Origin of the sequence: Pseudomonas rhodesiae (assembly GCF_013285305.1) — a bacterium.
GTDB lineage: Bacteria > Pseudomonadota > Gammaproteobacteria > Pseudomonadales > Pseudomonadaceae > Aquipseudomonas > Aquipseudomonas rhodesiae.
Window position 1 is genome coordinate 3,748,522 of record NZ_CP054205.1, and the last position, 18,324, is coordinate 3,766,845.

At 62.5% G+C, this 18,324-nt stretch carries 17 protein-coding genes; 7 read left to right on the forward strand and 10 right to left on the reverse strand.

Translation table 11 applies throughout. The annotated features are described in order from the left end of the window. Window position 1: 1 nt before the first annotated feature. The 8 genes from HRH33_RS16905 to HRH33_RS16940 form a co-directional block, all read right to left on the reverse strand. Complete coding sequence (locus HRH33_RS16905) at window positions 2-1,051, reverse strand: branched-chain amino acid ABC transporter permease (RefSeq protein WP_034114208.1); 1,050 nt, start codon at window positions 1,049-1,051, stop codon at window positions 2-4. Window positions 1,052-1,055: 4 nt separating this feature from the next. Further along, complete coding sequence (locus HRH33_RS16910) at window positions 1,056-1,937, reverse strand: branched-chain amino acid ABC transporter permease (RefSeq protein ID WP_167417759.1); 882 nt, start codon at window positions 1,935-1,937, stop codon at window positions 1,056-1,058. After that, on the reverse strand, window positions 1,937-2,707 hold the full coding sequence (locus HRH33_RS16915) for an ABC transporter ATP-binding protein (RefSeq protein WP_034098748.1): 771 nt from the start codon (window positions 2,705-2,707) through the stop codon (window positions 1,937-1,939). Before HRH33_RS16915 ends, HRH33_RS16910 begins: the two co-directional genes overlap by 1 nt. Continuing rightward, window positions 2,704-3,552 carry an AMP-binding protein gene (locus HRH33_RS16920; protein ID WP_167417758.1) on the reverse strand — a complete coding sequence of 283 codons (849 nt, stop codon included), beginning with the start codon at window positions 3,550-3,552 and terminating at the stop codon, window positions 2,704-2,706. The genes HRH33_RS16915 and HRH33_RS16920 overlap by 4 nt, the downstream gene beginning before the upstream one ends. Window positions 3,553-3,689: 137 nt before the next feature. Beyond that, window positions 3,690-5,114, reverse strand: coding sequence for an LLM class flavin-dependent oxidoreductase (locus HRH33_RS16925; RefSeq protein WP_167417757.1), 1,425 nt, complete (start codon window positions 5,112-5,114; stop codon window positions 3,690-3,692). Further along, window positions 5,114-5,440, reverse strand: a complete 327-nt coding sequence (locus HRH33_RS16930; protein WP_034098753.1) for an acyl-CoA dehydrogenase — start codon at window positions 5,438-5,440, stop codon at window positions 5,114-5,116. Before HRH33_RS16930 ends, HRH33_RS16925 begins: the two co-directional genes overlap by 1 nt. 12 nt (window positions 5,441-5,452) lie before the next feature. Beyond that, complete coding sequence (locus HRH33_RS16935; RefSeq protein ID WP_034138604.1) at window positions 5,453-6,649, reverse strand: SfnB family sulfur acquisition oxidoreductase; 1,197 nt, start codon at window positions 6,647-6,649, stop codon at window positions 5,453-5,455. A gap of 155 nt (window positions 6,650-6,804) precedes the next feature. Further along, complete coding sequence (locus HRH33_RS16940) at window positions 6,805-7,368, reverse strand: helix-turn-helix domain-containing protein (protein ID WP_167417756.1); 564 nt, start codon at window positions 7,366-7,368, stop codon at window positions 6,805-6,807. 92 nt (window positions 7,369-7,460) lie between these two features. Here HRH33_RS16940 and HRH33_RS16945 point away from each other — a divergent pair, with 92 nt between their 5' ends. The 7 genes from HRH33_RS16945 (at window position 7,461) to HRH33_RS16975 (ending at window position 14,605) form a co-directional block, all read left to right on the forward strand. Continuing rightward, complete coding sequence (locus tag HRH33_RS16945) at window positions 7,461-8,390, forward strand: DMT family transporter (protein WP_173603529.1); 930 nt, start codon at window positions 7,461-7,463, stop codon at window positions 8,388-8,390. A 175-nt stretch (window positions 8,391-8,565) separates the two neighbouring features. Then, a complete protein-coding gene (locus HRH33_RS16950) occupies window positions 8,566-11,487 on the forward strand; it encodes a monovalent cation/H+ antiporter subunit A (RefSeq protein WP_167417754.1) in 2,922 nt (973 codons plus the stop codon). Beyond that, window positions 11,487-11,831, forward strand: coding sequence for a Na+/H+ antiporter subunit C (locus tag HRH33_RS16955; RefSeq protein WP_003202835.1), 345 nt, complete (start codon window positions 11,487-11,489; stop codon window positions 11,829-11,831). The genes HRH33_RS16950 and HRH33_RS16955 overlap by 1 nt, the downstream gene beginning before the upstream one ends. Beyond that, a complete protein-coding gene (locus HRH33_RS16960; protein WP_167417753.1) occupies window positions 11,828-13,510 on the forward strand; it encodes a monovalent cation/H+ antiporter subunit D in 1,683 nt (560 codons plus the stop codon). Before HRH33_RS16955 ends, HRH33_RS16960 begins: the two co-directional genes overlap by 4 nt. Beyond that, window positions 13,507-13,995: a Na+/H+ antiporter subunit E gene (locus HRH33_RS16965; protein ID WP_034138608.1), complete on the forward strand. Its 489-nt coding sequence runs from the start codon at window positions 13,507-13,509 to the stop codon at window positions 13,993-13,995. Before HRH33_RS16960 ends, HRH33_RS16965 begins: the two co-directional genes overlap by 4 nt. Continuing rightward, window positions 13,992-14,270: a K+/H+ antiporter subunit F gene (locus tag HRH33_RS16970; protein WP_034098763.1), complete on the forward strand. Its 279-nt coding sequence runs from the start codon at window positions 13,992-13,994 to the stop codon at window positions 14,268-14,270. Before HRH33_RS16965 ends, HRH33_RS16970 begins: the two co-directional genes overlap by 4 nt. Next, window positions 14,267-14,605, forward strand: a complete 339-nt coding sequence (locus tag HRH33_RS16975; RefSeq protein WP_034138609.1) for a Na+/H+ antiporter subunit G — start codon at window positions 14,267-14,269, stop codon at window positions 14,603-14,605. Before HRH33_RS16970 ends, HRH33_RS16975 begins: the two co-directional genes overlap by 4 nt. A gap of 539 nt (window positions 14,606-15,144) precedes the next feature. Here the strand turns inward: HRH33_RS16975 and cysS are convergent. Then, a complete protein-coding gene (gene cysS, locus HRH33_RS16980; protein ID WP_167417752.1) occupies window positions 15,145-16,533 on the reverse strand; it encodes a cysteine--tRNA ligase in 1,389 nt (462 codons plus the stop codon). Window positions 16,534-16,551: 18 nt separating this feature from the next. After that, window positions 16,552-18,252 carry a glutamine--tRNA ligase/YqeY domain fusion protein gene (locus HRH33_RS16985; RefSeq protein ID WP_034114225.1) on the reverse strand — a complete coding sequence of 567 codons (1,701 nt, stop codon included), beginning with the start codon at window positions 18,250-18,252 and terminating at the stop codon, window positions 16,552-16,554. Window positions 18,253-18,324 lie beyond the last annotated feature (72 nt).

Here is an 18,324-nt window from a genome sequence, read left to right on the forward strand (position 1 = left end):
GTTAGAAACGCAGCGGCCACTGGCGCAGCCGATCGCGAAGGGTGTGCAACAGGCGAATCAAACCGTCGGGTTCCTTGATCAGGAACACGATGATCAACACGCCAAAGATGATTTTCTGCAGGTTCTGCAACTGCCCCGCATCCACCGCGCCACCGAACAGCGCCTGACCGGCGTGGCTGAGGAAAATCGGCAGCAGGCTGATAAACGCGGCGCCGACAAAGTTGCCGGCGATACTGCCCATGCCGCCGATAATGATGATGAACAGAATCTGGAACGAGCGATTGATATCGAAGCTGCTGGCGCTGGCCGTGCCCAGGTAAGCGAAGGCCCACAGCGCCCCGGCGATGCCCAGATAGAACGAGCTGACCGCAAACGCCAGGCGCTTGTAGCGCGCCACCGGAATGCCGATCACCGCGGCGGCGGTGTCCATGTCGCGGATCGCCATCCAATTGCGCCCCACCTGGCTGCGCACCAGGTTCACGGCCGTCCAGGTCAACAGCAATACGCTGACCAGGGTCAGCCAATAACGGCCCAACGGGGTGTTGAGGTCATGGCCGAACAACGTCAGAGCGGGCGCGGAAATGGTGCCGGATGAACCATAGTTGTAGAACCAGGGAAACTTGACGAACAACCATTCCAGAAAAAACTGCGCGGCCAGGGTAGTGACCATCAGGTAGAACCCCTTGATCCGCGAGCTGGGCAAACCAAACAGCAGGCCCACCAGCGCGCTGATCACGCCGCCGCCGAGCAACGCCACCGGCAGGCCCAACTCAGGCAAACGCAGTAAAAAGCCATAGGTGGCAAACGCACCGACCGCCATGAAGCCCGCAGCGCCCACCGAGGTTTGCCCGGTGTAGCCGGTCAGCAGGTTCAGGCCCAGACCGGCCAGGGACAACACCAGAAACGGGATCAAAATCGCATTGAGCCAATAATCATTGCCCCACAGCGGCACCACGATAAAGGCCAAGCCCAGCAAGCCGATCAGGCCCCAGGGCACACGCCGCTGGATCAACAACAAGGGGGCGGCGTGTTCAACGACAGGGATCGACATAGGTTCAGACTCGCTCGATTGCGCGCTCGCCGAACAGGCCGGCGGGACGCATATACAGGAAGGCCAGGGCCAGGACATAGGCGAACCACGGCGTGATGCCGCCGCCGATCAGCGGGCCGATGTACACCTCGGCGAGGTTCTCCGCGGCGCCGACGATCAGCCCACCGACCATCGCCCCGCCAATCGAAGTGAAGCCACCGATGATCAACACCGGCAACGCCTTGAGCACCACCAGCGACAGCGAGAACTGCACGCCCTGGCGCGCCCCCCACAGCAGCCCCGCCACCAGCCCGACCACACCGGCCACCGCCCATACGATCTGCCAGATGCGGTTGAGGTGGATGCCGATGGACAGCGCCGCCGTGGTGTCATCCGCCACCGCCCGCAACGACACGCCGATGCGGGTCTTGTTGAACAGCAGCGCCAGCACCGTCACCAGCACCCCTGCGGCAGCCGCGGCGACCAGGTCAAACTGGCTGAGCATCAGCGGCCCGACAAACAGCGGCACGTCGTCGACCCCGAGATCCAGCGCGCGCACCTGGGAGCCCATCAGGCCCTGAGCCAAGCCTTCGATAATGAACGACAGGCCCAGGGTGGCCATGAACAAGGTGATTTGCGAACGGTTCACCAGCGGCCGCAAGACCAACCGTTCGATAAGCAACGCGCCGCCAATCATCACGATGACCGTCAGCAGTAACGCCAGGGCAAATGGCACGCCCTGGTCATGCAGGCTGACAAAAGTCAGCGCGGCAAACAGCAGCATCGCGCCCTGGGCAAAATTGAACACGCCGCTGGCCTTGTAGATCAGCACGAAGCCGATGGCGACCAGCGAATACAGGGTGCCAGCGAGCAGGCCGCCGAGCAGGGTTTCAAAGAAGAACGTCATCAGTGAACGACTCCCAGGTAGGCCGCGATTACCTCGGGGTTGGCCTGCACTTGGGCGGGCGTGCCGTCGCCGACCTTGCGCCCGTAGTCCAGCACCACCACATGGTCGGACAGGCCCATGACCACACCGATATCGTGCTCGATCAACACCACTGTGGTGCCCAGGTCGCGGTTCACATCGGCGACAAAGCGGGCCATTTCCTGTTTTTCCTCGGCGTTCATGCCGGCCATGGGCTCGTCCAGCAACAACAGGCTGGGCTCGGCGATTAGTGCGCGGCCCAATTCCACGCGCTTTTGCAGGCCGTAGGACAGATTGCCCACCAGCACATCGCGGTGGGCTTGCAACTCTAGAAATTCGAGAACGCCCTGGCCGCGCAGGCCAAACGCCTCGGCTTCGCGTCGCGCCCGGGGTAAGCCCAGGGCCTGCTCGATAAAGGTGCTGCGCATATACCGCGACAGACCGGTGAGGAGGTTGTCGAGCACGCTCATTTTTTTGAACAAGGCGTTGTTCTGAAAGGTGCGACCGATACCCCGGCGTGCCGCCCCCAAGGGGTCGATGCGCTGGAAATGCTGGTCGTCGAATATGATCTCGCCGGCATCGAAGCGATATACGCCGTTGAGTACATTGAGCAGCGAACTTTTGCCGGCGCCGTTAGGGCCGATCAACGCGCATATCTCGCCGCGCTGCACGTCGAACGACAGCCCGCTGATTGCCTTGACCCCTTTGAACGACAGCGAAATATCCCGCACTTGGAGGATGGCTTGGCTCATGCGCTTTTCCGTTTGAATTCGGCGAGCCACGTTGGCTCGACATTGGACTTGATGGGTTGCCAGATAGACGTCAGGCGCTGGAAGCCCAACAACCGGCGCACGCGATTTTTCAGCACACGACGCAGGCCACTGCGGGCATCCGCGATGGCCCACTCACACAGGCGCCGACGCCAGGTGCCGTGGGGCGCAAGGCGGCTTTCGATGTCGTCGGCCACCTGTTGCAAACGCGCCGGCGATAACAGCAGGCCCGTGGGCGCGACTTCACTGCGATCACGTCGCGCCGACGCCGGGTTCTCCGGGAAGGCCAGGCCGTGGCCGCTGTGCAGCCATTGCTCCAGCACCACCGCCAGACCGTCTTGCCACTGGGTACTGTCCTCGCTCCACAGCGCGGTTTCGGCTGTGGGTTGCCACCAACGCTGCAGGTGCTGCGCAGGGTCAACCGGGCCGAGCAGTTGGGCAAAGTCCAACCGCTGGGTAAACGCCCAATCGGGCTGGCGACCTTGCACGTAGACGTGGCTGGGACGGATACGCCATAGCTGTTGTTCCAGCGCCTGGGGTTCCAGGTTGTCGGGAAGCGTCAGCACCTGACCGCCGACGGACTGGGCCGCCAACGCCAGCAACAACAGGTTCGGCTCAAACGCGCCACTGAGCACCAAACGAGACTGATCGCTGAAACCTTGCTGGCGCAAACCATCGGCCAGCCGTTCTACGTCGCGCAGGGCGTCGATCCAGCGCCACGCGTGCCACAGGCCCTGACGCTTGTGGCGCAGGGCAATGTGCAGCGGTGTGAGTTGTGCCCAGTGGCGCAGGTGTTCCAGGAGAGCCTTGGGTTCGTGCACGCTCATAGGGGGTTGCTCCTATTGGGGTGGTGTGCGTGCGGTGGTCCGCTGGCTGAGTATTTGTGTATCAAGACAGGACAACTGTGGGAGGGGCGGTGCGAGGATTCGACTTGCCCCCGATGGCGGTGGGCCAGTTAGAGCACTCATGACTGACCCACCGCTATCGGGGGCAAGCCCCCTCCCACAGTAGTTTTTTGTACCCCAGATAAATTGCGGTAGCCCGCGCCGGGGTGGTTCGAGCCCAACCTTGCACCATCACCAAACAACTTCTCGCGCAGCGTGCCTTGGGCGTATTCGGTCTTGTACGCGCCACGCTTCTGCAACTCCGGCACTAGCCAGTCGACGGCGTCGATAAAGGTTTCGTGGGTCAACGCATAGGCCAGGTTGAAGCCGTCTACGTCGGTCTCTTCGACCCATTCCTGCAACAGGTCAGCCACGGTCTCTGGGCCGCCCACAAACAGTGGACCAAAGCCGCCGATACCGACCCAGTCGGCCAGTTCGTTGGGGGTCCAGACCTTGTTCGGGTCGGCCGTGGAGAAGGCTTCCACCGCCGATTGAATGGCGTTGGTGTGCACATGTTTGAGTGGTTCGTCGGGCTTGAACTGGCTGAAGTCGATGCCGGTCCAGCCGGAGATCAGCGCCATGGCGCCTTCGTAGCTGACGTAGGTTTTGTACTCGTCGAACTTGGCTTTGGCCTGGGCGTCGGTTTCGCCGACGATCACCGTCTGCAAGTTGAAAATCAGGATTTTCTTCGGGTCCCGCCCTGCCTCGGCCGCGCGGCGGCGAATATCGGCGACGGTCTTTTTCAGCAGCACCTTGGACGGTGCCGCGACGAACACGCACTCGGCCTGCTCGGCAGCGAACTGCTTGCCACGACTGGACGCACCGGCCTGGTACAGCACCGGCGTGCGCTGCGGCGACGGCTCGCACAGGTGGATGCCGGGCACCTGGAAGTGCTTGCCGACGTGGCGGATCTCATGGATTTTACTTGGGTCGCTGAATATCCGGCGCTCGCGATCACGCAGTACCGCGCCCTCCTCCCAACTGCCCTCCCAGAGTTTGTAGCAAACCTCCAGGTACTCTTCGGCATAGTCATAGCGCGCGTCGTGTTCGGTCTGGGCTTTCTGCCCCAGGTTCTTGGCCCCGCTTTCCAGGTACGAGGTGACGATGTTCCAGCCGATGCGGCCTTGGGTCAGGTGATCGAGGGTCGAAAGCCGGCGCGCGAACGGGTACGGGTGTTCGAACGACAGCGAGGCCGTCAGGCCAAACCCCAGGTGTTCGGTGACCATCGCCATAGGGGCGATCAGCGACAGCGGATCATTGACCGGCACTTGGGTGGCCTGGCGAATCGCTGCGTCGCCATTGCCGTTGTACACGTCGTAGATACCCAGCACATCGGCGATAAACAACCCGTCGAACTTGCCCCGCTCCAGGATTTTTGCCAGGTCGGTCCAGTACGCCAAGTCCTTGTACTGCCACGAACGATCGCGCGGGTGCGCCCATAGGCCGGGGGATTGGTGGCCGACGCAATTCATGTCGAAGGCATTCAGGCGGATTTCACGGGCCATCAGTGCACTCCGTTGAGGTGGTAGTTACCGACTGCGTGGTAGGTGTGACGCAGCGGGTTATCCAGGCTTGACGGCAGCGCGCTGCGTTGGCCGGTCAATTCGAATTCGGTGTTGCTGGCGGCAATCAGCGCTTCGGCCGCAGCAATCTGCGCTTCAGCGCGGGCGACCGGGCTGGGGTGGGTCTCGGCCCGTTCGAGCAAGGCGGCGGCCACGTCGACGCGGATCTGCAGATCGCCAAAGCGGCTGATCACGTAGGGGTCATCGCTGCGTTCGACATGTCGACGGGTGCTGTCCAGCAGTTGGCGCGCAAGGGTCAGTGTGGTCATGGGTCAGGTCTCTCAGTTCCAGGCGTGGCGTGCAGGCTTCACGCCGTTGAGTACGAAATTGCCGATCAAGTGGTATTTCCAGCGGGCCGGGTCGTGCAGGGTGTGGGTGCGGGCATTGCGCCAGAACCGGTCGAGGTTGTACTTGCCCGTCACCGAGCGCGTACCGGCCAGTTCGAACAATTTGCTGCTGGCGAGCAATGCGGTTTCCGCCGACAGCACTTTGGCCTGGGCCACCACCAGCGAAGCTTGAGCGACGCTGTCTTCATTCGGCTCGGCCAGGGCCCGGTCCACGGCCAGGCCGGCCTTGGCGAGAATGGCTTCGGTGCCGTGCACGCGCCACGCCAGGTCACCGATGGCGGCAATCGTGAAAGGGTCTTGCCAGCCGTGCTCCTGCTGGCTGTCGATCCAAGGCCGCGCCTGACGTGCGTGGAGCTTGGCCTGCTCCAAAGCGCCTACGGCGATGCCGGTGTCGACGGCGGCCTGGATGATCTGCGAGATCGGGCCATTGGCAGTGGGTCGGTCGAAGGCCAGGTGTGCGGGTATCACCGCGCTCAGGGGCACCGTTACGCCATCGAGGGTCACCCCGCCACTGGCCGTGGTGCGCTGGCCGAAGCCGTCCCAGCTGTCGATCACACTCAGCCCTGGCGCGTCGCGCTCGACGAAGGCAATCAGCGCCTGGCCGTGCTCGTTGTTGCCGACGGTGGGCACCAGGTGGGCGAACAGTGCGCCGGTGCAATAGAACTTTTCACCGTTGATCTGCGCACTGTCGCCATCGATGCGGATTTGCGTGTCGAAGGTCCCGGCGTTTTTGCTCTTGGCCTCGGAGAAGGCATTGCCGAAACGATAACCGGCGAGAATTTTGCCGAAGTAATAGCGCTTTTGTTCCTCGCTGGCGGTGTGCAGCAGCAGGTCCACCACGCCGAGGTGGTTTTGCGGGATCTGCCCGAGGGAGGGGTCGGCGGCGGAGATCAACTTGATCACCTCGGCCACCGTCACATAGGACACTTCGGCGCCACCGTAGGCTTTGGGCACGGTGATGCCCCACAGGCCGCTGGCGGAAAACTCGTCGAGCTCGGCTACCGGCAGACGACGTTCACGATCACGCTCACTGGCGCCAACGGCAAAGCGTTCGGCCAGACGCGTGGCCACCTCGATGGCTTCGGCATCCGAACGGATGATATGGGCAGGGTGCAGAGGGTGGGCTGACATAGGCCGACTCCAGGTTCCGATGGGGATGACCTGGAGATTGCAGGAGTCGTGCCTGATTTTAATCGCCAATAAAATCAGCGACTTGCTGCCTATATGCGGTGCCAGCTGATGTGTTTAACCAGCAAAGTGTGGTTCCACTGTTGCCTGGCAAACAGTTAGATCACCACGTTGCGCACAAAACGCACGGCCACCTCACCGTCATTGCGATAGGCGTGGGGTTGATGGCTGGCAAACATAAAGAACTCACCGGCACCAATGGTGTTTTCCTGGTCGCGCACCACCAGGGTCAAGCAGCCTTCGAACACGAACAGTTGCTCGCTCCAGCCTTCCAAATCGGGGTCGGGGGAGTAAATATCGCCAGGTTCCAAGCGCCATTCCCACAACTCGACCTCGCGCCGCGCGGTGGCCTTGGCCAATAACACGGCCTTGCTGCCGACGATTTCGCCGGCCCAGGCCAGCTCGTTGATACGGCTATGGTCGCGCACGTCCGGGGCTTGGATCAGGTCGCTGAAGGCAACGCCCAAAGCTTCGGCGACGCGGTCGAGCGTCGACAGGCTGACGTTCTTCTCGCCGGCCTCGATGGCCACCAGCATGCGCCGGCTGACCCCGGACTTTTCCGAAAGCGCAGTCTGGCTGAGTTCGGCGGCGTGGCGCAGGCGACGAACGTTCTGGCTGACGTGTTGCAGGACCGAAGCCCGCTGCGGATTTTCTTTGTGCACTATATTGCTCAATGGGTGGGTGTGCGCAGTATACTGCCCAGCGTGCGGCGCATTGTGCGGTCCGTGCCTTTTCCTTGCAAGACCGAGCCCACATGACCACCCCGAACTCTCCATCGCGTTTCCATCGATTCAGCAAAGCCGAGTGCATCCTGGTGTTTATCACCATGATCTGGGGCGGCACCTTTTTGCTGGTGCAGCATGCCATGGCTGTCAGCGGGCCGATGTTCTTCGTGGGCCTGCGTTTTGCCGCGGCGGCCATTGCGGTCGGTTTCTTTTCCTTGCGCACCCTGCGCGACCTGACGCTGTTCGAGCTGAAGGCCGGAATATTTATCGGCGTAGCGATCATGTTCGGCTACGGCTTGCAGACCATCGGCCTGCAAACCATCCTCAGCAGCCAATCGGCGTTTATTACCGCTTTGTATGTGCCCTTCGTGCCGTTGCTGCAATGGCTGGTACTGGGCCGTCGGCCAGGCCTGATGCCGAGCCTGGGTATCATGCTGGCGTTTGCCGGGCTGATGTTGCTGACCGGCCCTGCGGGTGCATCGCTGAATTTCAGCGCCGGGGAAATCGCGACCTTGATCGGCGCCATCGCGATTGCCGCCGAAATCATCCTGATCAGCGCGTTCGCCGGCCAGGTGGACGTGCGCCGCGTGACCGTGGTGCAACTGGCCACCGCATCGCTGTTGTCGTTTCTGATGGTGGTGCCGATGGGCGAGGTGCTCCCGGGGTTCTCGTGGTTGCTGCTGTTCAGTGCGGCGGGCCTGGGCCTGACCAGCGCGGTGATCCAAGTGGCGATGAACTGGGCGCAACAAAGCGTCTCGCCAACCCGGGCCACGTTGATCTATGCCGGCGAGCCGGTGTGGGCTGGCGTGGTCGGGCGGATTGCCGGTGAGCGCTTCCCGCCAATTGCCATGCTGGGCGCGGCGCTGATCGTGGTGGCGGTGATTGTGAGTGAAATGAAGAGGAACAGCTCGAACGTTGTCGACGCTAAGGCCGAAGTTGAACCGGAAAATCAGGGTTGATGGTCTAAGCTGTCAGCCACAAGCCGTACGAAATACGCGGCCGGCTGGTTCTCTTGCAGCTTGCCGCTTGTAGCCGTCTTCAACTGCCTCTGTAGGATCCTGCCACATCTTGCCGTTTGGTGATCCAGAAAGCGGCACGTATGATGCATCCCAAACTCCCGCAGATTAGAAGCCTATGTCCCTGATAGTTCTACTGCTTCTGCCTTTTATCGGCAGCTGTCTGGCGGCATTGCTGCCGCATAACGCACGTAATACCGAATCCCTGCTGGCCGGCCTGGTGGCGCTGGTCGGCACCATTCAAGTCGCCTTGCTGTACCCCCAGGTCGCCTACGGCGGCGTGATTCGCGAAGAATTCATGTGGCTGCCCAGCCTCGGGCTGAATTTCGTGCTGCGCATGGATGGCTTCGCCTGGCTGTTCTCGATGCTGGTGCTGGGCATCGGCACACTGGTGTCGCTGTATGCGCGTTATTACATGTCGCCGGACGACCCGGTGCCGCGCTTCTTCGCGTTTTTCCTGGCCTTTATGGGCGCCATGCTGGGCCTGGTGATCTCCGGCAATCTGATCCAAATCGTGTTTTTCTGGGAGCTGACCAGCCTGTTCTCGTTCCTGCTGATCGGCTATTGGCACCACCGCGCCGATGCGCGACGCGGTGCCTATATGGCGCTGATGGTCACCGGCGCGGGCGGTCTGTGCCTGCTGGCGGGCGTGATGCTGCTGGGGCATATCGTCGGCAGCTACGACCTGGACCTGGTACTGGCGGCGGGCGATCAGATTCGTGCGCACGCGCTGTACCCGGTGATGCTCGCGCTGGTGCTGATCGGTGCCTTGAGCAAGAGTGCGCAGTTTCCGTTCCATTTCTGGCTGCCCCACGCCATGGCCGCGCCCACGCCGGTTTCGGCCTACCTGCACTCGGCGACGATGGTGAAGGCCGGCGTGTTCCTGCTGGCCCGCCTGTGGCCGTCGCTGTCCGGCAGCGAAGAATGGTTCTGGATCGTCGGCGGTGCCGGCGCCCTCACCCTCCTCCTCGGCGCTTACTGCGCCATGTTCCAAAACGACCTCAAGGGCCTGCTGGCCTATTCCACCATCAGCCACCTCGGGCTGATCACCTTGCTGCTGGGCCTCAACAGCCCGCTGGCCGCCGTGGCCGCCGTGTTCCACATCCTCAACCACGCCACTTTTAAAGCCTCGCTGTTTATGGCTGCGGGCATCATCGACCACGAAAGTGGCACGCGGGATATCCGCAAACTCAGCGGCCTGGTGCGCCTGATCCCGTTCACCGCGACCCTGGCGATGGTGGCCAGTGCGTCCATGGCCGGCGTGCCGTTGCTCAATGGTTTCCTGTCCAAAGAGATGTTCTTCGCCGAAACCGTATTTATCTCGGCGACAAAATGGGTGGAAATCGCATTGCCGGTGATCGCCACCATTGCCGGCACCTTCAGCGTCGCCTACGCACTGCGTTTTACCGTGGATGTATTCTTCGGCCCGCCCCCCACCAACCTGCCCCACACCCCCCACGAGCCACCGCGCTGGATGCGCGCACCGGTGGAGCTGCTTGTATTCACCTGCCTGCTGGTGGGGATTTTTCCAGCGCAGATAGTCGGTTCGATCCTCGCCGCGGCCGCGTTGCCGGTGGTGGGCGGCGTGCTGCCCGAGTACAGCCTGGCGATCTGGCACGGCTGGAACGCACCGATGATCATGAGCCTGGTGGCGATGTCCGGCGGTGTGGTGCTGTACCTGATGCTACGCAAACAGCTCAAGCGCGGCCGTTTCAAGTACCCGCCGGTGATCAGTTATTTCAACGGCAAGCGCGGCTTCGAACGCAGCCTGGTGGTGATGATGCGCGGCGTGCGCAGGATCGAAAAACGCATCAGCACCAAGCGCCTGCAACCGCAGTTGTTCCTGCTGGTGTTGGTGGCGGTGATCGGCGGCCTGATCCCCATGGTCAACAGCGGCCTGAGTTGGGGCGACCGTCCGAAAATCCCCGGTTCGGTGGTGTTCGTAACCCTGTGGGTGCTGGCGATCGCCTGCGCCCTGGGCGCCGCCTGGCAAGCCAAGTACCACCGGCTTGCCGCCCTGACCATGGTCAGCGTGTGCGGGCTGATGACCTGCATTACATTCGTGTGGTTCTCGGCGCCGGACCTGGCCCTGACCCAACTGGTGGTGGAAGTGGTGACCACCGTGCTGATCCTGCTCGGCCTGCGCTGGCTGCCACGGCGGATCGAAGAGGTTTCGCCGCTGCCTAATACCTTGCGCAGGGCCAGGGTGCGCCGGGTCCGCGACTTCCTGCTGTCCACCGTGGTGGGTGGTGGCATGGCGTTGCTGTCCTACGCGATGCTGACCCGCCAGACCCCCAACGATATCTCCTCGTTCTACCTCAGCCGCGCCCTGCCCGAAGGCGGCGGCAGCAATGTGGTGAACGTGATGCTGGTGGACTTCCGGGGCTTCGATACCCTGGGCGAAATCACCGTGCTCGGCGCCGTGGCGCTGACGGTCTACGCCCTGCTGCGGCGTTTCCGCCCATCCAAGGAAAGTATGGAGCTGCCGCCACAACAACGGCAGTTGGCGCCGGACGTGGCCACCGACCTGGTCAACCCACGCCAGGCCAGCGACACCGCCCTGGGCTTTATGATGGTGCCGGCGGTGCTGGTGCGCTTGCTGCTGCCGATTGCGCTGGTGGTGTCGTTTTATCTGTTTATGCGCGGCCACAACCAACCGGGCGGCGGTTTTGTCGCGGGCCTGGTGATGTCGGTGGCGTTTATCCTGCAGTACATGGTGGCCGGCACCCAGTGGGTCGAGGCGCAGATGAGCCTGCGGCCGATGCGCTGGATGGGCTTCGGTTTGTTTTCCGCGACCCTCACCGGGCTCGGTGCGCTGTGCTTCGGCTATCCGTTCCTCACCACCCACACCCTGCATCTGAGCGTGCCGGTGCTGGGGGATATCCATATCGCCAGCGCGTTGTTCTTCGATGTGGGCGTGTACGCCATGGTGGTCGGTTCGACCCTATTGATGCTCACCGCCCTCGGCCACCAATCGGTGCGTGCGCATAAACCGAGCAACCAGCCTAAAGCAGTCGCTGCAACCGAAGGAGCCGCCTGATGGAAGAAGTCATCGCAATTGCCATTGGGGTCCTAGCGGCGTCGGGGGTGTGGCTGGTCCTACGACCACGGACTTTCCAGGTGGTGATGGGCCTGTGCCTGCTGTCCTACGGGGTCAACCTGTTCATTTTCAGCATGGGCAGCCTGTTTATCGGCAAGGAGCCGATCATCAAGGACGGCGTGCCGCAGGACCTATTGCACTACACCGACCCCCTGCCCCAGGCCCTGGTGCTGACCGCCATCGTGATCAGCTTCGCCATGACCGCGCTGTTTCTGGTGGTGCTGTTGGCATCGCGGGGCCTGACCGGCACCGACCATGTGGATGGCCGGGAGCCCAAGGAATGACGTGGGTGAACCAACTGATCGTCGCGCCGATCCTGCTGCCGTTGCTGACCGCCGCGCTGATGCTGATGCTCAGCGAGAAACGCCGGCCACTCAAGGCGCGTATCAACCTGTTTTCCAGCATGCTTGGCCTCGCCACCGCGATCCTGCTGCTGTACTGGACGCAGCAAGACGGCCCCGGCTCCATCGGTGTGTACCTGCCGGGCAACTGGCAAGTGCCGTTCGGTATTGTGCTGGTGGTGGACCAACTGTCGGCGCTGATGCTGGTGCTCACCGGGATCATCGGCGTCAGTGCGCTGCTGTTCGCCATGGCACGCTGGGACCGCGCCGGCACCAGTTTCCACGCGCTGTTCCAGATCCAGATGATGGGCCTGTACGGTGCATTCCTCACCGCAGACCTGTTCAACCTGTTCGTATTTTTCGAGGTGCTGCTGGCCGCGTCCTACGGGTTGATGTTGCATGGCTCCGGCCGCGCGCGGGTATCGTCGGGGCTGCATTACATCGCGATCAACTTGTTGGCGTCGTCGCTGTTCCTGATCGGCGCGGCGATGATCTACGGCGTCACCGGCACGCTGAACTTCGCCGACCTGGCGCTGAAAATCCCGCTGGTGCCCGAGGCCGATCGCGGCTTGCTGCACGCCGGTGCGGCGATCCTCGCCACCGCGTTCCTGGCCAAGGCTGGCATGTGGCCGCTGAACTTCTGGTTGGCGCCGGCCTACTCTTCGGCCAGTGCGCCGGTGGCGGCGATGTTCGCGATCATGACCAAGGTCGGCGTGTACACCGTGCTGCGTTTGTGGACCCTGCTGTTCTCCGGCCAGGCCGGCGCGTCGGCATTGTTCGGCGGCGACTGGCTGGTGTACGGCGGCATGGCCACGATCATCTGCGCGGCGCTGGCGATGGTAGCGGCGCAGCGGCTGGAGCGCATGGCGAGCCTGAGTATCCTGGTCTCGGCTGGGATCCTGCTATCGGCGGTAGGCTTCGCCCAACCGAGCCTGACCGCTGGCGCGTTGTTCTATCTGGTCAGCTCCACCCTGGCCTTGAGTGCCCTGTTCCTGTTGGCCGAACTGATCGAGCGTTCGCGCTCGGCCAACGACCTGCCGCTGGATGAAGAAATCGACGCCTTGCCCAAAGCCATGGAGTCCCTACACCCTCGGCCCGGCGTGAACCTGGACGACGAGCAGAAAGCCGTGATCGGCCAGGTGATCCCCTGGACCATGGCCTTCCTCGGCTTGAGCTTCGTGGCCTGCGCCCTGCTGATTATCGGCATGCCGCCGCTGTCCGGGTTTATCGGCAAGCTCAGCCTGTTGAGCGCGCTGGTCAACCCGTTGGGCCTCGGTGCCAGCGCCGACGCGCCGATCCGGCCCGCCGCGTGGGGCCTGGTGGTGCTGTTGATCCTGTCCGGCCTGGCCTCGCTGATCGCGTTTGCGCGTATGGGCATCCAGCGCTTCTGGACCCCGGAAGAACGCCCGTCGCCACTGCTGCGTCGCTATGAATGCCTGCCGATCTTCTTTTTACTGGGGCTGAGCATCGCGCTGACCTTCAAGGCAGAACCGCTGATGCGCTACACCCAGGCCACCGCCCAGAGTCTGAACAACCCCGAGCAGTACGTGATGGCCGTCATGGCCACGCGCCCGGAGCCCAGCCCTGAAGCCAAGGCCACTGCCGCACAGGTGCAACCATGAAGCGCCTATTCCCTGCCCCGTGGCTATCCCTGGCGTTGTGGCTGCTGTGGCTGGTGCTGAACCTGTCCGTCAGCCCTGGCAATCTGCTGCTCGGCGCTTTGCTGGGCTTTCTGGCCCCGCTGATGATGGCACCGTTGCGGCCGCTGCCGATCCGCATCCGCCGTCCGGGCGTGATTCTGCGCCTGTTGCTGCTGGTGGGGCGCGACGTGATCGTGTCCAACCTGCAAGTGGCCTGGGGCGTGCTGACCTGCGGCTCGCGCCCGCCGCGCTCGTGCTTTATCAAGATCCCCTTGGACCTGCGTGACCCCAACGGCCTGGCGGCGCTGTCGATGATCACCACCGTGGTGCCCGGCACCATTTGGTCGGAACTGGCTCTGGACCGCAGCATCCTGCTGCTGCACGTGTTCGATCTGGACGATGAAGCGCAGTTTATCGAGCACTTCAAAACCACCTACGAGCGGCCCCTGATGGAGATCTTCGAATGAGCCCCCTGCTCGCCAACGCGATCCTGTTCAGCCTGTTCCTGTTTTCCCTGGCCATGGTGCTGACCCTGATACGCCTGTTCAAAGGCCCATCGGCCCAAGACCGGGTTCTGGCCCTGGACTATCTGTACATCCTGGCAATGCTGATGATGCTGGTGCTGGGCATTCGTTATGCCAGTGACACCTACTTCGAAGCGGCGCTGCTGATCGCGCTGTTCGGCTTCGTGGGCTCGTTTGCCCTGGCCAAATTCCTGCTGCGTGGAGAGGTGATTGAATGATGCCGATATGGATGGAAATCGTGGTGGGCGTGCTGCTGGTACTCAGCAGCCTGTTTGCACTGATTGGCGCACTGGGGCTGCTGCGCATGAAGGACTTCTTCCAGCGCATGCACCCACCGGCCCTGGCCTCGACATTGGGCGCGTGGTGCGTGGCGTTGGCGTCGATCATCTACTTTTCGGTGCTCAAATCCGGGCCGGTGCTGCATGGCTGGTTGATCCCGATTCTGCTGTCGATCACCGTGCCGGTGACCACAGTATTGCTAGCCCGCACGGCGCTGTTTCGCAAGCGCATGGCCGGGGATGATGTGCCGGCTGAGGTCAGCAGCCGGCGCTGAGCGCTGAAAGCCTGCAAGGTCAACAAATGTATGAGGGGCTTGCCCCCGATGACGGTGGACCAGCTACAAATGAGCTGGCTGAGCCGCAATCGGGGGCAAGCCCCCTCCCACACTTGATCGTTGCTGGCAGATAGAAAGCAGCCCGGCTGTACATCTCAAGGATACCGCCAATCCCCTGTGGGAGATGTCGAGCTTTAGCGAGGCTTCGAAGGCGGCGGTACTGTTGGCAGGTATGTTGGCTGACCCACCGCTATCGGGGGCAAGCCCCCTCCCACACTTGATCGTTGTTGGCAGATAGAAAGCAGCCGGGCTGCAGATCTCATGGATACCGCCAATCCCCTGTGGGAGATGTCGAGCTTTAGCGAGGCTTCGAAGGCGGCGGCGCTGTTGGCAGGTATGTTGGCTGACCCACCGCTATCGGGGGCAAGTCGAATCGTCGCGCCGCCCCTCCCACACGGGATCGGATGAGCCGCTCACTAAAACGGTATGCAAAAAAAGCCCCGAACCAGTCGGGGCGTTTTTTATTCAGCAATCAACGGTCAAGCTTGATCAGCCAACCGCCAGGTCGTGCCGCCTTTGCCGTCTTCCAACACCACACCCATCGCGGTCAGTTGGTCACGGATACGGTCGGATTCCGCCCAGTCCTTGTTGGCCCGCGCAGCCAGACGCGCCTGGATCAGCGCATCGACTTCAGACGCATCCACACGCCCTTCGGCGCCGGCTTGCAGGAAGTCGTCGGCTTCCATCTGCAGCACGCCCAACACGCTCGCCAGTTCTTTCAAGCGTGCCGCCAGGCCTGCCGCCGCGTCGAGGTCGCTCTCGCGCAGGCGGTTGATCTCGCGCACCATTTCGAACAGCACCGCGCAGGCTTCCGGCGTGCCGAAGTCGTCGTTCATGACTTCGGTAAAGCGTGCCACGAAGGCTTCGCCGCCGGCAGGTGCAACGGCGGGCAAGCCCTTCAACGCGTGGTAGAACCGCTCCAGGGCGCCCTTGGCGTCCTTGAGGTTGTCTTCCGAGTAGTTGATGGCGCTGCGGTAGTGGCTGGACACCAGCAGGTAACGCACCACTTCCGGGTGGTACTTTTCCAGCACGTCGCGGATGGTGAAGAAGTTGTTCAAGGACTTGGACATCTTCTCGCCATTGATGCGGATCATGCCGCAGTGCATCCAGGCGTTGGCGTAGGTCTTGCCGGTGGCGGCTTCGCTCTGGGCGATTTCGTTTTCGTGGTGCGGGAACTCCAGGTCGCTGCCGCCGCCATGAATGTCGAAGGTCTCGCCCAGGCAGCAGGTCGACATCACCGAGCATTCGATGTGCCAGCCCGGGCGGCCTGCGCCCCACGGCGACTCCCAGCTCGGCTCGCCGGGCTTGGTGGCTTTCCACAGCACGAAGTCCAGCGGGTCTTGCTTGGCCTCGTCGACTTCGATGCGCGCGCCGATGCGCAGGTCTTCGATTTTCTTGCGCGACAGCTTGCCGTAGCCCATGAACTTGGCCACGCGGTAGTACACGTCGCCATTGCCCGGCGCGTAGGCGTAACCCTTGTCGATCAGGGCCTGGATCATTGCGTGCATGCCGGCGATGTGGTCGGTGGCGCGCGGTTCCATGTCCGGTTTGAGGATGTTGAGGCGCGCCTCGTCTTCGTGCATCGCGGCGATCATGCGCTCGGTCAACGCGTCGAACGACTCGCCGTTTTCGTTGGCGCGATTGATGATCTTGTCGTCGATGTCGGTGATGTTACGCACGTAGGTCAGGTCATAGCCGCTGAAACGCAGCCAGCGGGTGACCAGGTCGAAGGCCACCATGCTGCGGCCGTGGCCGATGTGGCAGTAGTCGTACACGGTCATGCCGCACACGTACATGCGCACCTTGTTGCCATCGAGCGGCTTGAAGACTTCTTTGGTCTTGCTGAGTGTGTTGTAGATCGTTAGCACAACGGCTTCCTTAGAGAATCACTGGCCCCACGAATCGCGCAGGGTCACGGTACGGTTGAATACCGGAGCACCAGGTTTCGAGTCCTTGATATCCGCGCAGAAGTAGCCTTCGCGCTCGAACTGGAAACGGTCTTCCGGCTGTGCGTCACCAAGCGATGGCTCGGCACGACAACCAGTGAGTACTTGCAGGGAGTCAGGGTTGATGTTGTCGAGGAAACTGGCGCTGTCTTCGGCCTTCTCGGGATTCGGCGAGCGGAACAGACGATCGTACAGACGCACTTCGCACTCGACGCTGGCGGCGGCCGGCACCCAGTGGATCACGCCCTTGACCTTGCGGCCTTCAGGGTTCTTGCCCAGGGTGTCCGGGTCGTACGAGCAACGCAGTTCGACGATGTTGCCGTCGGCGTCCTTGATCGCTTCGTCGGCACGGATCACGTAGCTGCCGCGCAGGCGCACTTCGCCGTTCGGCTCCAGGCGCTTGTAGCCTTTTGGCGGCTCTTCCATGAAGTCGTCACGGTCGATGTAGATTTCACGGGCGAACGGCAGCTTGCGCACGCCGAGGGCTTCGTTCTGCGGATGACGCGGCAGTTCGAGGTGGTCGACCTTATCTTCCGGGTAGTTGGTGATCACCACTTTCAACGGACGCAGTACGCACATGGCGCGCGGCGCGTTGGCGTCGAGGTCCTGGCGGATGCTGAATTCGAGCATGCCGTAGTCCACCACGCCGTCGGAGCGGTTAGTACCAACCATTTCGCAGAAGTTACGGATCGAAGCCGGCGTGTAGCCACGACGGCGGAAGCCCGACAGCGTGGACATACGCGGATCGTCCCAGCCGTTGACGTGCTGTTCGTCCACCAACTGCTTGAGCTTGCGCTTGCTGGTGATGGTGTAGTTCAGGTTCAGGCGGCTGAACTCGTACTGGCGCGGATGGGCCGGCACCGGCAGGTTGTCCAGGAACCACTCATACAGCGGACGATGGCTCTCGAACTCAAGGGTGCAGATCGAATGAGTGATGCCTTCGATGGCGTCCGACTGGCCGTGGGTGAAGTCGTAGTTGGGGTAGATGCACCACTTGTCGCCGGTCTGGTGGTGATGGGCGTGGCGGATGCGGTACATGATCGGGTCGCGCAGGTTCATGTTCGGCGAGGCCATGTCGATCTTGGCGCGCAGTACGCGGGCGCCGTCCGGGAACTCACCGGCGCGCATGCGGGCGAACCAGTCCAGGTTCTCTTGCACCGAACGGTCGCGGAACGGGCTGTTCTTGCCCGGTTCGGTCAGCGTGCCACGGTATTCCTTGGCTTGCTCCGGGCTCAGATCGTCGACGTAGGCCTTGCCGGCCTTGATCAACTCCACGGCCCAGTCGTGCAACTGGTCGAAGTACTGCGAGGCATAGCGCACTTCACCGGACCATTCGAAACCCAGCCACTTCACGTCGCTTTCGATGGCGTCGATGTATTCCTGGTCTTCCTTGGCCGGGTTGGTGTCGTCGAAACGCAGGTGCGTGACGCCGCCGAATTCCTGGGCCAGGCCGAAGTTCACACAGATCGACTTGGCGTGACCGATGTGCAGGTAGCCGTTGGGCTCAGGCGGGAAACGGGTGACGATCTGCGTGTGCTTGCCCGAATCCAGGTCCGCCTGGATGATCGGGCGCAGGAAATTGACCGGGACGGCAGGTCCGGCCTTGGAATTCGAGGTAGGGTCGACAGTGGGCTTGCTCATAGGATCCTTGAACAGACAGGTTCGTGGCCGTTTGCGGCCAGATAAAACAAAGGGCTTATCATAGCCGAAGCG

What these genes read in the sequence shown, in the direction of transcription:
- HRH33_RS16905 (WP_034114208.1), bottom strand. Translation starts at nt 1,051, where the DNA reads ATGTCGATCCCTGTCGTTGAACACGCCGCCCCCTTGTTGTTGATCCAG.
- HRH33_RS16910 (WP_167417759.1), bottom strand. Translation starts at nt 1,937, where the DNA reads ATGACGTTCTTCTTTGAAACCCTGCTCGGCGGCCTGCTCGCTGGCACC.
- HRH33_RS16915 (WP_034098748.1), bottom strand. Translation starts at nt 2,707, where the DNA reads ATGAGCCAAGCCATCCTCCAAGTGCGGGATATTTCGCTGTCGTTCAAA.
- HRH33_RS16920 (WP_167417758.1), bottom strand. Translation starts at nt 3,552, where the DNA reads ATGAGCGTGCACGAACCCAAGGCTCTCCTGGAACACCTGCGCCACTGG.
- HRH33_RS16925 (WP_167417757.1), bottom strand. Translation starts at nt 5,114, where the DNA reads ATGGCCCGTGAAATCCGCCTGAATGCCTTCGACATGAATTGCGTCGGC.
- HRH33_RS16930 (WP_034098753.1), bottom strand. Translation starts at nt 5,440, where the DNA reads ATGACCACACTGACCCTTGCGCGCCAACTGCTGGACAGCACCCGTCGA.
- HRH33_RS16935 (WP_034138604.1), bottom strand. Translation starts at nt 6,649, where the DNA reads ATGTCAGCCCACCCTCTGCACCCTGCCCATATCATCCGTTCGGATGCC.
- HRH33_RS16945 (WP_173603529.1), top strand. Translation starts at nt 7,461, where the DNA reads ATGACCACCCCGAACTCTCCATCGCGTTTCCATCGATTCAGCAAAGCC.
- HRH33_RS16950 (WP_167417754.1), top strand. Translation starts at nt 8,566, where the DNA reads ATGTCCCTGATAGTTCTACTGCTTCTGCCTTTTATCGGCAGCTGTCTG.
- HRH33_RS16955 (WP_003202835.1), top strand. Translation starts at nt 11,487, where the DNA reads ATGGAAGAAGTCATCGCAATTGCCATTGGGGTCCTAGCGGCGTCGGGG.
- HRH33_RS16960 (WP_167417753.1), top strand. Translation starts at nt 11,828, where the DNA reads ATGACGTGGGTGAACCAACTGATCGTCGCGCCGATCCTGCTGCCGTTG.
- HRH33_RS16965 (WP_034138608.1), top strand. Translation starts at nt 13,507, where the DNA reads ATGAAGCGCCTATTCCCTGCCCCGTGGCTATCCCTGGCGTTGTGGCTG.
- HRH33_RS16970 (WP_034098763.1), top strand. Translation starts at nt 13,992, where the DNA reads ATGAGCCCCCTGCTCGCCAACGCGATCCTGTTCAGCCTGTTCCTGTTT.
- HRH33_RS16975 (WP_034138609.1), top strand. Translation starts at nt 14,267, where the DNA reads ATGATGCCGATATGGATGGAAATCGTGGTGGGCGTGCTGCTGGTACTC.
- HRH33_RS16985 (WP_034114225.1), bottom strand. Translation starts at nt 18,252, where the DNA reads ATGAGCAAGCCCACTGTCGACCCTACCTCGAATTCCAAGGCCGGACCT.